Annotated in this window: 13 protein-coding genes; 12 read left to right on the top strand and 1 reads right to left on the bottom strand. The window is 49.2% G+C overall.

Features of this window, described 5'->3' with window-relative positions; all coding sequences use genetic code 11:
* The first annotated feature begins 32 nt into the window (after window positions 1-32).
* The 3 genes from MKX74_RS02530 (at window position 33) to map (ending at window position 2,399) form a co-directional block, all read left to right on the top strand.
* Window positions 33-779 (top strand): amino acid ABC transporter ATP-binding protein, encoded by a 747-nt coding sequence (locus MKX74_RS02530; protein WP_341177398.1) that lies wholly within the window; start codon window positions 33-35, stop codon window positions 777-779.
* 75 nt (window positions 780-854) lie between these two features.
* Entirely contained in the window at window positions 855-1,280 is a 426-nt protein-coding gene (locus MKX74_RS02535) for an OsmC family protein (RefSeq protein ID WP_018887077.1), read from the top strand.
* A gap of 369 nt (window positions 1,281-1,649) precedes the next feature.
* Entirely contained in the window at window positions 1,650-2,399 is a 750-nt protein-coding gene (gene map, locus MKX74_RS02540; protein WP_341177399.1) for a type I methionyl aminopeptidase, read from the top strand.
* 147 nt (window positions 2,400-2,546) lie between these two features.
* On the opposite strand, the gene MKX74_RS02545 is transcribed toward map, so the two are convergent.
* On the bottom strand, window positions 2,547-4,076 hold the full coding sequence (locus MKX74_RS02545) for a methyl-accepting chemotaxis protein (protein WP_341177400.1): 1,530 nt from the start codon (window positions 4,074-4,076) through the stop codon (window positions 2,547-2,549).
* Between the two features lie 405 nt (window positions 4,077-4,481).
* On the opposite strand from MKX74_RS02545, the gene MKX74_RS02550 reads away from it, so the two are divergent.
* From MKX74_RS02550 to metE, 9 genes are all read left to right on the top strand, one after another.
* Window positions 4,482-5,204: a hypothetical protein gene (locus tag MKX74_RS02550; RefSeq protein WP_341177401.1), complete on the top strand. Its 723-nt coding sequence runs from the start codon at window positions 4,482-4,484 to the stop codon at window positions 5,202-5,204.
* Window positions 5,205-5,248: 44 nt separating this feature from the next.
* Window positions 5,249-5,650, top strand: coding sequence for a GntR family transcriptional regulator (locus tag MKX74_RS02555; protein WP_341177402.1), 402 nt, complete (start codon window positions 5,249-5,251; stop codon window positions 5,648-5,650).
* 4 nt (window positions 5,651-5,654) lie between these two features.
* Window positions 5,655-6,569: an ABC transporter ATP-binding protein gene (locus MKX74_RS02560; protein WP_341177403.1), complete on the top strand. Its 915-nt coding sequence runs from the start codon at window positions 5,655-5,657 to the stop codon at window positions 6,567-6,569.
* A gap of 2 nt (window positions 6,570-6,571) precedes the next feature.
* Window positions 6,572-7,474 carry an ABC transporter ATP-binding protein gene (locus tag MKX74_RS02565; protein ID WP_018887071.1) on the top strand — a complete coding sequence of 301 codons (903 nt, stop codon included), beginning with the start codon at window positions 6,572-6,574 and terminating at the stop codon, window positions 7,472-7,474.
* Window positions 7,467-8,774 (top strand): ABC transporter permease, encoded by a 1,308-nt coding sequence (locus MKX74_RS02570; protein WP_028590523.1) that lies wholly within the window; start codon window positions 7,467-7,469, stop codon window positions 8,772-8,774. Before MKX74_RS02565 ends, MKX74_RS02570 begins: the two co-directional genes overlap by 8 nt.
* Window positions 8,775-8,836: 62 nt before the next feature.
* Window positions 8,837-10,090: a TraB/GumN family protein gene (locus MKX74_RS02575; RefSeq protein ID WP_341177404.1), complete on the top strand. Its 1,254-nt coding sequence runs from the start codon at window positions 8,837-8,839 to the stop codon at window positions 10,088-10,090.
* 265 nt (window positions 10,091-10,355) lie between these two features.
* Window positions 10,356-10,988: a universal stress protein gene (locus MKX74_RS02580; RefSeq protein WP_341177405.1), complete on the top strand. Its 633-nt coding sequence runs from the start codon at window positions 10,356-10,358 to the stop codon at window positions 10,986-10,988.
* A 250-nt stretch (window positions 10,989-11,238) separates the two neighbouring features.
* Window positions 11,239-11,394, top strand: coding sequence for a hypothetical protein (locus MKX74_RS02585; RefSeq protein ID WP_341177406.1), 156 nt, complete (start codon window positions 11,239-11,241; stop codon window positions 11,392-11,394).
* Window positions 11,395-11,517: 123 nt separating this feature from the next.
* A complete protein-coding gene (metE, locus tag MKX74_RS02590; RefSeq protein WP_341177407.1) occupies window positions 11,518-13,788 on the top strand; it encodes a 5-methyltetrahydropteroyltriglutamate--homocysteine S-methyltransferase in 2,271 nt (756 codons plus the stop codon).
* Window positions 13,789-13,805: the final 17 nt, after the last annotated feature.

Here is a 13,805-nt window from a genome sequence, read left to right on the forward strand (position 1 = left end):
AGGACCACTGAAATTCAATGGAGTGAGTGCATATGATTACAACTAAAGGCTTAACGAAGCATTTTCAACATAACGAGGTTCTGAAGGGCATTGATCTGCATGTGAAGGCCGGAGAGATTGTTGTGCTGCTCGGGCCGAGTGGGTCAGGAAAGAGTACGCTGCTACGATGTCTTAATGGCCTGGAGGAAATATCCGGAGGAGCCTTCGAGGTGAACGGCATCCAGGTAGCAGCAACGGCTCCTGTTCGTCAGAAGCAGCAGGCAATCCGTGAAATTCGCAAGCAGACAGGCATGGTGTTCCAGCAATTCAACCTGTACCCTCACATGACTGCACTGGGGAATGTCATTGAAGGGCTTGTCACCGTCAAGAAAATGGATCGCAATAAAGCCATTCCCATTGGCCAGCGTCTGCTAGATCGAGTAGGGCTGAAGGACAAGCAGGATGCGTATCCCTCCAGATTGTCGGGAGGACAACAGCAGCGTGTCGCAATTGCCCGTTCGCTCGCGATGGAGCCAGCCATGATGCTGTTCGATGAGCCTACATCAGCGCTGGACCCGGAGCTGGTAGGCGAGGTGCTTAGTGTCATGCGCGAGCTGGCCCGTGAAGGAATGACGATGCTCGTCGTCTCTCATGAGATGAAGTTCGCCCGTGAGGTCGCAGACAAGGTTATCTTCATGGCGGATGGATTCATCGTGGAGGAGGCTGCACCACAGGCATTCTTCGAGGCTCCGCGTGAAGAGCGGACGAAGCGTTTTTTGCGGCAGATTACGGAGTTTTAGTGCGATATATAGACAATTGGAGCGATTAGCGACTTATATTAGGTAAACAAATTTACAGCGGAAAGAAGGATGAACATGAAAGTTACAACAACCTGGGAAGGAAAACGAGCCTTCACCTCCGAAGGACCGTCAGGATATAGCGTAGGCATGGATGCTACAGCCAAATATGGTGGGGATGGCAAAGGGATGACACCCATGGAGCTGCTGCTGGCAGGGCTCGGCGGATGCATGGGAATCGATATCACGATGATTCTGGATCGTTTTCTTCCATCCATAGAGCGCATTGATATTGTAGCTGAAGGCAAGCGGAAGGAAGAGAATCCTACAGGCTTCACCGCGATTGATCTTACGTTCCATGTCGATGGCGATATCCCGGATTATCGGGTATGGAAGGCGATCGAGATGGGCAAAGAGAAGTATTGCGCAGTATCAGACTCTCTGAAGGCAGAGATTCATATGCACCTTGTCTTGAACGGAGTCGATACACCGAAGCCTGCCTGAGTCGTTCAGTAGGGTAAGGAGCAATAGCTCGTCTGGAACAGTGTGCTCTGGAAGAGTATCTTCTGGAATAGTGTAATAGCCGTGTAATAGCTGAAACAGTATGTTTAGGTGTCAGAAACACACGTAATATTTGATTACTAGATTACGGTATAAGCCGTCCGACTACAGCAGCATGTACAGCATGTGTGTTGTTGTGATTCGGGCGGCTTTTTGACGTTGCTAACACCTGCTTCTTCTGGCATTCACAGGAACAGCATGCGCGAGTTCGCATACAGCTTCATACAATGGAATAGGTATGACTCTATAGGCGTGACGATTGTCAGGATAGAGAAAGCTGAGTGAACAAGACATAGGGAGGAGAGAGGGCTCATGACCATACGCATACGTACCCCGGAAGAGATCGGATATATGCGGGAGGCGGGCAGGATTCTGGCGGCATGCCATGATCAGATTGCACGCTGGATGGTACCTGGTATTACAACAGCAGAGATTGACAATCGGGTGGAGGAGTTCCTATACAGGCGTGGAGCCACCCCGGAGCAGAAGGGTTATAAAGGTTTCCCTTACGCTACATGCGCCTCGGTCAATGATGTTGTCTGTCATGGCTTTCCCAACAGCACGCCACTTGAACCAGGGGATATTGCAACCATTGATATTGTGGTGAACAAGGATGGTTGGCTAGCCGACCGGGGCTGGACTTATCAGGTGGGGACGGTCAATAAGCCAGTGGCCCGCCTGCTGCACACGACACATAAGGCACTTATGAAAGGCATCCAGAAAGCGCACATCGGCTTCACGCTGGGTGATATTGGATATGAGGTAGAGCAAACGGCGAGGCAGGGTAGAGTGGGAATCGTCAAATCCCTCGTTGGACATGGAATTGGCAGACAGATGCATGAGCCGCCGGAGGTGCTTCATTTCGGAAGACCGGGTACAGGGATGAAGCTATGCGAGGGTATGGTGTTCACGATTGAGCCTGTGTTCATGCTCGGCTCTAGTGGTGCTGTATTATGGGGTGACGATGGCTGGACGATCAGTTCAGCTGATGGAAGCTGGGGAGCTCAATATGAGCATACGATTGCTGTGACGAAAGAGGGGCCGCTCATTCTCAGTGAGTAGTAAGAGTAAGGATTAGGTGTTCACCAGACAGTATACTAGCGTCATACCATTATTTCATATTTTGATACTGTTATGGTTGTACTGCCACGAACACAAAGGCCTCTGACTCCTGCATGACAGGAGAAGAGGCCTTCGTATTGCCATAGACTACAGATTCCGCGAAAAGTTGACAAGGTCCTGCGACATCCGGTTAATCTCATCCATGGAGGCATTGACTTGCTGTGTCAGTGCCGCCTGATTCTGAGTGAGGAAGGACATCTTACCGATGTGGTCCAGAATTTGATCGATCAAATTCTTCATGTCCTGCATGCTTCCCTCAATATTCACTGTAGCCTCTGAGCTGTGATCCGCCAGCTTCCGAACTTCCCCGGCTACGACGCCAAAGCCTAATCCCAGCTCGCCTGCCCGTGCAGCCTCAATGGCTGCGTTCAAGCCGAGGAGATTCGTCTGGCTGGCGATCTCGCGAATGAAGGCGGTAATATTCTTGGTCTCTTCCGCACTGTTCTTCACTTGCAAAGCGGCTTCTGCCGATTGCTCCTGTGCATTGACCAGATCTTGAGCCTGCTCGGTGATGGAGTTGATGCCCCGGATCATTTCGTTAATGGCATCGAATAGCTGCTGGGTCTTCAGTGTCATGGCCTGTACGACTTCTTCCTTGTTCTTCTCATGAGTGACATCCCGGATCGTACCAGCTACCCGCAGAGGCACGCCTTTGCTATCACGCACGGTCTCCCCGCCGGCATGGAACCATCGGTATTCTCCGTTCTTGAGCTGCAGACGATAGTCCAAATCGTATGGTGTCCGTCCCGAATAATCATTCATATGCGCTGCAAAAGCATCCACTGTCCGCTGGGCATCCTCGGGGTGAAGTCGACTGCTCCAGCTGCTAAAGATGTTAGGGAAGTCGCTCTCATCCTGAAAGCCAAGCGTCTTGCGGAACTGAGGCGACCACCAGAACTCGTTGTTCGGGTTGACCACATCTCCGGCTACGACAGTCATATCCCAAGGGGCCTCCACTAGGGCACGGTTGATGAGATCATATCTGGTAATCAGAGCTTGCAGCTCATCGGCTTCTACCTTCTGTTCATGAATGTCGATGATTAGTGATAATAGCTTGTAAGGGATTCCTTGTTCGTTATACAGGAATTTGCAAATGGTACGATACCAGCGGTACTGATCTCCTTTGGTATGTACGCGGCCTTCCAGCTCTAGTGGCTGCTGATTCCGTTCAGCGGCGTGCTGTGTGAGGGAATTACGAATCAGCGGCTGGTCTTCCTGATGGAATACATCTGTCCACGAATGAAGAGATTTAGGCATATCATGGGTATGATCCAACTGAAATAATCTTACGAATTCTGGGGAAGGCAGAACGCGATTGTCCCGGTGCAGTGGATCACCATCGACAACAGTAATCTCACAGAACCCGGAAATGGCAGAATGTCTGTATAGCTCAAGCACCTGCGTACTTGTCTCGACTCTGCCGGTCAGCTTGTCTACGATCTGATTGATCTCCTGGGCTAGCTCTTGGGCAATAGCAGGTGCAGCCTCATCCGTGGACAAGCGCGCCCCTAGTTGACCTGAATCCAATGAAGCGGACAATTGCTTCACCTGGTCAAGCATCTGCTGAAGTGATGTAGCTGTCTGTGATGGCTTGGAGCTTGCGTTTTTGAGGAACATGGTGAAGGTCTCCTTTATCATTTTATAACATGCACAAAGAGCGTATGCAGTAATGAAGGTTGTACGGGTTAATCACTTTATCGACGAAAATCATGAAGCACATAAGCATTTAGGAGGAAATTTGAGTAGCTGTTATACCATGCTAGAATAGGAATTTTCAGGGTCATAGGGCTTGGTGGTGTGAGATTAGGAATACAAAAGGGTTGACTTGGGGAACGGGTGTTTATATACTGTGTATAAAGATATACACAGTAATCACACTAATCACAGTGAGCACACTAATAGTATTAAGGGGAATAATGCTAGTAACTGGCCGAATCTGATTTCATATATCCCAAGTACCAGTATCTGTTACGGGTGAAAGGTGTGCAGCTGATTTTTTCTCGTAGAAAGGATGAAGATAGCATGATGGATATGAAGCAAGCGTGGTTAATTACGGTAAGGGAAATGACGATGGAGCGCTGGACCATTCCAATGACGATCCTGTTCTCGTTGTATCTGGGCTTCACCACCTCCATGGTAATGGCTGTACAGTTCAATGGAGAAGACGTTTCGTTAAGCCCCGTGATGGATTTTCTGATTTTGTTTCTACTTCCGTTTCTCGGCTTTCTGTTCAACCGGCGAAGCTTCAGGTATTTACAGGAGGATTCCTACACGACGATGCTGGCTTACTACCGGACGCTGCCGATTCCATCACGGATCGTGGTTATGAGTCGCATGCAGCAGATGTTCGTTGCCTTTGGGATGAATGGTCTCGTGTACTTTTGTTGTCTATTTGTACTCGCCGGCGATTTGCGATCGAATTTCTCCATTGCTTTTTTCCTGACCACCGCCTTGACCTGGGGCGCTTATGGAATCATCGTGCACTGTATCTATATCTTCATGGAGATGACCGTAAGCGGGAAGAGGTACTTCTGGAACTCGCTGATTGTCGGGATACCGATCGTCATATTAGTTATTGTCGTCAGCATGTTGGACTCCAGTGTCGTGAGTTGGGTAACCAGTATCAGCCGTGATTTAACATTGGCGTCCCCTCTGCTGTGGGTGCTGCTAGTTGGAGCTGCTGCAAGCGTGTGGACCTCCGCCCGTCTGACGCTTCGTTCATTGCTTCGGCGTGATCTGGCTTGAAGCGGATTGGGAGCATGGACATGGAACAGGGGGGAGGAAGATAGGTGAATATACCGGTGCAAATTGATGAGAACAGTACAGAGCCGTTATATGCCCAGATCAAGAACCAATTACGGTCCTTGATTATTGCAGGTCAGATTGATGAAGGTACACTGTTGCCTTCCATTCGCGAATTTGCATCATCGTTGAATTGCAGTGTAATTACAGTACGGAGAGTATATCAGGATCTGGAACAGGAGGGTCTGCTCCGTACCCGACAAGGGACGGGAACCTTCGTAGCCAGAGTAGGCGAGGATCTTAAGAGCAGCTACAAGATGAATGCGGTAACTAACGCACTGGAGCAGGCCGTCGATATCGGCATTTCGGTACAGTGCCAGGAGCAAGAGCTCAGGCAGCTATTCGATGATATTGTACGCAGGAAATATGGGACAGTAAAGGGGAAATAACACGATGGAGAAGACCATGATTGAGATGAAGAATGTTCGCAAGCGAAGAGGCGTGACAGAAATCGGACCGCTGAGCTTCTCCTTGCCACTAGGGCATATCCTTGCTTTGGTAGGCCATAACGGCTCTGGCAAAAGTACGCTGCTCCATATGCTGACTCGCGTAGTTAGACAAGATGAAGGCGAGATTCAATGGTTCGGACAGTCCTACGAGCATGAACTTCCTGCCGATGTCAGGCAGTGGATCGGCTACATGCCAGAGCATTTCACCCGGGATGAGGATCGATTGACGGCAAGGCAGGCAGCAGCTTTTCGAGCCAAGTGGTATACAGGCTGGGACGAATTGCGGTTCCAGGAGCTGATGGATCGCTTCCAGGCACCTTGGGACAAGAGATTATCCAAGGTCTCGAAGGGAGAACGTCGCAAATTCGAGCTGGCTGCTGCTCTCGCCCCACATCCTAGATTGCTATTACTGGATGAGCCGTCGTCAGGTCTGGACCCGTTCTCGTGGAAGATCATGATTGATGAATTGAAGGATTGTATGCGCAATGAGCGTACCACCATCATTTTATCCAGCCATATCATTGATGAGGTCAGGCGTCTCGCGGATTATGTGGCGTTGATGGATAATGGGCAAATGCTTGGCGTGGCCGAGAAAGACCTCTTACTGGAGACAGGTAAGGAGATCTGGTTCGAGGGAAGCAAAGAAGATGCTGGCGATCTGCCAGGTGTCGTAGAGCATACGCAGGAAGGCATGCTGCAGCGCGTGGTAACAATGGAGGCGCCCGCGGTAGCAGAGATGCTGGAGGAAGCAGGCATTCGCATTTTGCGTTCCCGGGCACTGGAGCTTGATGAGCTGATGACGTATTGGGTGGATGGACAGGTGCCCGAAGACATTCTCGTGAATAAAGGAGTGATCTGAGCATGAACGTACTGGAGCTACAGGATGTGGTGAAGCACTATGGAGAACAGACGGCGGTAAATGGCATTCGTCTACAGGTGGAGGCAGGAGAAATCTATGGCTTGCTTGGAGGCAATGGTGCGGGCAAGACGACGACGATGCGGATGGTGCTTGGACTGATCTATCCCGATGAAGGAAGCATTATGTATCATGGAAAGCCGTTCAGTCTGCAAATGCAGCATGGTATGGGCTATCTTCCAGAGGAGCGGGGGCTGTATCCGAAGGTCAAAGTAAGTGAGCAGATCACTTACCTGGCCAGGCTAAGGGGCATGTCTGCCAAGGATGCGGATCAGAGCCTGCGGTATTGGCTGGATCGCTTTGCGGTACCGGAATACTATGATAAGCGGATCGAAGAGCTGTCCAAGGGGAATCAGCAGAAGATGGGCTTCATCGCTGCCGTAGTTCATCGTCCGTCTATTCTGGTATTGGATGAGGCATTCAGTGGACTCGATCCCGTGAATGTGGAGCTGCTCAAGGAGACCGTGAAGGAGCTGCGTGATGAAGGAGCTGCCATTCTGTTCTCGACACACCGTATGGAGCATGTGGAGGAGCTCTGCCGCAATATTACCATTTTGCATAAATCTAACACAGTCGTACAAGGCAGTGTCAGAGAGATTAAGTCCAGTTATCCGCGGGAGCGACTGCGTCTGGTGACCTCGACAGAGCTTGAGGGGCTGGAATCAATACCAGGCATTAGCCATGTAGAAAAGCTGGAGCGCGGCTGGATGCTGCATATGGAGCATGAGGATGCCGCCAGGCTGGTGCTGAATAAAGCGATAGCAGAGTCTAATATTGAGCATTTTGAGATTAAGGAACCAACGCTGAACGAAATATTCATCCGGGAGGTTGGTGAATCGCATGAATAGAATAGGTACGGTCATCGGGTTCACATTTCGCCAGAAGGCAAAGACCAAGTCATTCCTTATCACTACACTGGTATTAGCCTTGCTCATTACGATCGGGATGAATATCCCTTATCTGATTACCCTCTTCAAAGGGGAGGATAAGGCCTCTTCTCCCATGAAGGAGCAAATGTCGATCGGCTTGATTGTCCAGCAGCAGGATGCAACTGTGGCCGAAGCCTTGGAACAGTATACTCAACTGCAATCCGTCACACCCCTAAGCTGGATACGATATGACAGCACGACTGATGAAGCACTACAGTCTGCCCTGCAAAATGACACGATTACAGGCTATGTGGAGCTGACATCGGCTGCTGGAGAGTTCCCTACTGTCGAGTATGTCGCGAAGGGCGATGCTCCTTCACCAGATGTGATCGCACTGCTTCAAGCTGGACTTCAGTCCGCCAAGACGAAGCTGATTGCGGGGACGACACTAAGTGAGCAGCAGGTGCAGGAGATTAGCACTCCCGTACAGATCGACAGCCGTACGATCAGTGTAGAGGCAGAAGGCGGCAATGGAGCGGACGATAACGCAGGTGAGAATCTTTCTCCGATCAATTATGCGCTAGTCTATGTGCTGATGATTCTCTTCTTCACCTCTGCCATGATGACAGGGAATATGATCGCCTCCGAGGTGACGGCGGAGAAGAGCTCACGGATTATGGAGATTCTAATCACCAGTGTGTCGCCACTGACTCAGATGTTCGGCAAGATTATCGGTATATTCATGATTGGGATGCTGCAAATTCTGGTATTTGCTCTTGTAGTGGGAGGAAATCTGCTGCTACCACACAACCACGTCATTCTGGCGGATGCAGGCCTCAGTCTTGCAGAGCTGAATGTACAGGTGCTGGTCTATGGGCTGATCTTCTATATTCTCGGCTACTTCCTGTATGCAGTGCTGTTCGCTGCTGTGGGGTCCATCGTGAGCCGGACGGAGGATCTGGGGCAAGCGGTGATGCCGATCACCATGCTGGCACTGGCCGCATTTTACATCGGTATCTTCAACATCTTCACTTCGGATACGATGCTGGTGAAGGTCAGCTCGTTCGTACCGTTCACGTCACCTACAGTCATGCTGCTGCGGATTGGATTAGAGCGGGCTGCACTATGGGAGATATGGCTGTCGCTTCTCATCCTGGTCATATCCATTCTGGGCTTTGGCTGGTTGTCCGCGAAGATCTATCGGACGGGTGTGTTGATGTATGGCAAGCGTCCGAGTTGGAAAGAGCTGCGCAAGGCAATGAAGGCCTACAAAATCTAGAGCTAGCTCAATACGTGTGAGTACCCCTCCATACCAAAACACAACAAGGAGAGACACTGAACATGAAAAATTGGAAACGAATGCTCTTATCTCTTACATTATCCGCCGGATTGCTCGTTACAGCCATGCCTGCCTGGGCTGCTCCACAGCAGCCTGCTGTCAAGGTGAACGACCAAGCAGTGCAATTCAATGCTGGGGCACCGATGAATGATCAAGGTACAACATTCGTACCCCTACGCACAACATTGGATGCCCTGAATGTGAAGCTGACCGCCGCCGAGGATGATACCATCCAGGCTATAGTGAATGGCAAGACCATTACACTGAAGAGCAAGCTCAAGCAAATAAATGGTGTGACCTATGCACCGATTCGTATCATCGGGGAAGCAGTCGGGTATGAAGTTCGCTGGAATGCAGAGTCCCGCACTGTACTGCTGGTGTCCCGTGGAGCAGTGGCCGAGCCTGAGCTTCCTGTGGATGATACATCATCAGAACCAGCTCATACAGAAGGACGAGGCTTTCTATGGGAAGTGGAGAGCAACGGTAACACGGTCTATCTGGTAGGCTCGATGCACATTGCTGATGACAGCTTCTATCCGCTACGCAAGGAGTTCGAGGAGGCCTTTGCAGAGGCGGACTATCTAGGGGTCGAGATTGATATCAGCAAAGCGTTGGATGAGGAGAAGCAGCAGCAGATTCTGCAAATCGGTATGTATCAGGATGGCACGACATTGAAGGAACATATATCCAGTGACACCTATGCCAAGCTGGAGAAGATCCTGACGGACAACGGCATGCAGCCCAATGCTTTGGACGCGTTTAAGCCATGGGTGGTAGAGACCACACTGAGTACCTTGAAATCGGCGAAGGCAGGCTACGAGGCGTCAGCTGGAGTTGATCTGTATTTCATCCAGAAGGCGATTGAACGCAGCATGCCGGTGCTGGAGCTGGAGACGTACGAATCGCAGCTCGGGATGTTCGACGGTCTGTCCAAGGAGCTGCAGGAGAAGAACCTGAATATTGCGCTGGATAATTTCGATGTGCTGGATGAGACTGTGGGACAGATGGCCGAGATGTGGAAGACGGGAAATGACGAGCAATTGCTAGAGCTTACGAATAATCTCGCCGAGGACGAAGAGTACAACAAAGCGTTGCTAGTAGATCGTAATATTGAGATGGCCAATAAGATCGATGGTTATCTGAAAAACGGCAATAATGAGGAGTATTTCATCGTCGTGGGCGCGGCTCACTATCCTGGTGAACACGGCATCGTGAAGCTGCTGCAGGATAAAGGATACACGGTAGAGCGTAAATGATAAGCAAAATTGTTAGCCTGTGTCAAAGAAACCTTGATTCGAATTTGTTGAATCAAGGTTTCTTTGTTTTATGTATGGATTTTGACCCCCTCGTTGCGGAACCCTTATAATTATAAAAAGTTGATGTTCCACGACCAATATTAGAAATAGGAAGTTATCGGTACAGAAGTGATTTGTTGATACTGCGAGTACGGTTTACCTGAGAGGTCAGTGATAGCGAGTACTTTAGGTTATTACTATAAATAATTGATATGGGGGTTCTGAAATGGAAATGAATAAAGAGAGCATTATGGTCTGTGTAAACTACGGACCTCATGGGCAGCGATTGATCCAAAGAGGGAGTCAGTTAGCTGGGTTGCTGCAAGCCCCGCTGACAGTACTAACGGTAGATTCATCCACAGAGAATGAGTATAACCAGGAGAAGCAGCATTACCTTTCTGGGTGGCAGAATCAGGTGGAGGAGGCCGGGGGACAATTTATAATCCGTAAGTCCAATGGAAAAAAAGCGGCTGAGGTGATTGCTGAAACTGCCCGTGAAAGAAATATCACACAGATTGTAATGGGGCAATCTATTCAAACGATATGGCAAGAGATTACCCAGGGCAATTTTATTAATGATCTGATGAAGCTGTTGGGTCCAATTGACCTTCATATGGTTGCGGTCCAGCGATATCCGGAGTTGCTGGAACAATCTCATGAGCAAGGTTTTACCGCATATCTGATTAAACAAGGCGATCGATATGTCCTTACGGAAGAGCCCATCGGAGAAGAAGCGATGAAGGGTGTATTCTTCCGTGAACTGAATACAGATTTTAACAGCGGTCTTTTTAAAATCGTTCAGAATGGTGAAGCGCAATATTTGAAGATTGTGCAAAGTGAATGGATTAAGCCAAGATAAGCAACCTAAAGTCAGATATCCTCCTTAATCAATTTCATTACTTATTCAACCAATTAAAACATGATCCTCAGGGTATCCGATCTTGGTGATTAACCATTTGAATACGAAATCGTATAAGTTATTGAGCGCAGGAGTAGTGTTCTACTGTTAGCATCAGTCATAAGTGGAGAAGGTTCTGGAGTGAAGGATGCTATTCTAGGAGCAATGGTGGGTGCTGAAGCAGTTCTCGCTGTTGTTAGTCTATGGATGTATGGTAGCAAGAAAAAGTACTGAAGAACTAAATGAAGAACTAAATGAAGAACTAAATGAAGAACTAAATGAAGAACTAAATGAAGAACTAAATGAAGAACTAAATGAAGATATAGGTGCTACTCTGAATTGGGGTGGCACCTTCTTTGCATTGTAATATTCAGGCTTTTCGTTTGGGTCATAGAAAAAAGCTATATCTGGGTATAGTTTTTTTGTGTTTCCCGATAGCAGCTTCCACGCTCTATACTAAAGCCAACATTTAGCCAAGGAGCTGTTACAATTGAAAACATCCATTATCGGTTATCCACGAGTCGGCGCGCTCAGAGAACTTAAATTTGCATCAGAAAAATACTTTAAAGGCGTTCTTCCCGTTGAAGAGCTGCAACAAACGGCGGCTCAGCTTAGATACGCAAACTGGAAGCTTCAACAGGAGAACGGCGTCGATTTTATTGCGTCCAACGATTTTTCCTTCTACGACGGACTGCTCGACACAGCTTGCTTGCTTGGGATCGTTCCACAAAGATACCAGGAACTCGGATTAAGCCCGCTGGAGACGTATTTCGCAATGGCGAGGGGCTATCAAGGCGACAAAGGCGACGTTAAAGCGCTGGCGATGAAAAAATGGTTCAACACGAACTATCACTATATGGTGCCCGAAATCGAAGATACAACAAGCATCCATTTGGCCGGCTCGAAGCTGTTCGACGAATTTACGGAAGCAAAACAGCTTGGGATCGCAACCAAGCCTGTGCTGATCGGAGCATTCACCCTGCTCAAGCTTGCAAGATTCACAGGCTCGAAGCAAGTGAAGGAGTTCGTGCCTGCGGTTGTCGAAGCTTATACTGCTGTTCTGAACCAATTGAACACTCTTGGCGCAGCATGGTTCCAACTGGATGAGCCTGCATTAGTAACGGATTTGACTTCGGAAGATATCGAGCTTTTTACGGAGCTATATAGCGGTATCCTGTCTGCCAAAGGCGGTGTGAAAGTCGTCGCACAAACGTATTTTGGAGACGTTCGCGACTGCTATCAGGTACTTCAAGGTCTGCCGTTCGACGGAATTGGCATCGACTTTGTCGAGGGCAAGCTGTCTTTGGACCTCGTGCGCAAGCATGGCTTCACAAGTGACAAGGTGCTATTTGCCGGTGTAATCAACGGAAAGAACATCTGGAAAAACCAATATAAACAAACAATTGCTCTCGTTCAAGAGATCAGCAAGCATGCAAACCAAGTCGTGCTCAGCACGTCCTGCTCGCTGCTTCATGTCCCCTACACGATTAAGCACGAGTCAAAACTGACGGAGACGAATAAGCAATACTTCGCGTTCGCGGAAGAAAAGCTGTGCGAGCTTGCAGAACTCAAGTCGATTTTGGAGCAAGAGAGTCCCGAAGCTTCCACTTATTATACAGAGAATGAGAAGCTGTTCCGTGCATCGCGACTCACGAATGACAATTCGGTACAGAAGAGAGTAGCAGAGTTGACTGACGCCGACTTCACAAGACTTCCTGCCTTCGTCGAACGGGAAACGCTTCAGAAAGCCAAATTCAATCTACCGCCGTTACCTACGACGACGATTGGTTCGTTCCCTCAGACGGCTGATGTCCGCGCGAACCGCGCAGCCTTCAAGAAAGGCAACATCACCGAGCAACAGTATAAGCAATTCAACTTTGACCGAATCGCGGAGTGCATTGCGCAGCAGGAGGAAATTGGAATCGATGTCATTGTTCATGGCGAATACGAGCGCAACGACATGGTCGAATACTTTGGGGAATGCTTGGATGGCTTTATCTTCACTGAGAACGCTTGGGTGCAGTCTTACGGAACACGCTGCGTAAAGCCGCCGGTTGTATGGGGCGATATTAGTCGTAGCAAGCCGATTACTGTAGAATACTCGATGTTCGCGAAGAGCCGTACCAACAAGCCGATCAAAGGCATGCTGACGGGTCCGGTAACGATCCTGAACTGGTCGTTCCCTCGCGAAGATATCAGTCTGAAAGAAAGCGCACTTCAGATTGGCCTTGCGATTCGTGACGAAGTACTTGATCTCGAAGCCAATGGAATCGAGATTATCCAGATCGACGAAGCCGCATTAAGAGAGAAGCTTCCGTTGCGACATTCCGACTGGCAGAGCGAATACTTGAGCTGGGCGATTCCTGCCTTCCGACTCGTGCATAGCGGCGTTAGAGCCGAAACGCAAATTCATACTCATATGTGCTACAGCCAGTTCAACGATATCATTCGTGACATCGATGCGATGGACGCCGATGTCATTACATTCGAAGCGTCGCGCTCAGACTTGGCAATTATTGACGCAATTAACGAGTGTGGCTTCCGCACTGAAGTCGGCCCAGGCGTGTACGATATCCACTCGCCTCGGATTCCAAGCGTCGAAGAGCTTAAACAAGGACTGGATCGTATGTTGGATAAGATCGAGGTCTCCAAGCTATGGGTTAACCCGGACTGCGGACTTAAAACTCGCGGTGTCAATGAAACGTGGGCCAGCTTGAAGAACCTTGTCCAAGCAGCCAAAGAGGTAAGAGCAACTTTGTAATAACGTATAAGAGGATG

The sequence above is a fragment of the Paenibacillus sp. FSL K6-1230 genome, from assembly GCF_038002385.1.
Classification (GTDB): domain Bacteria; phylum Bacillota; class Bacilli; order Paenibacillales; family Paenibacillaceae; genus Paenibacillus; species Paenibacillus massiliensis.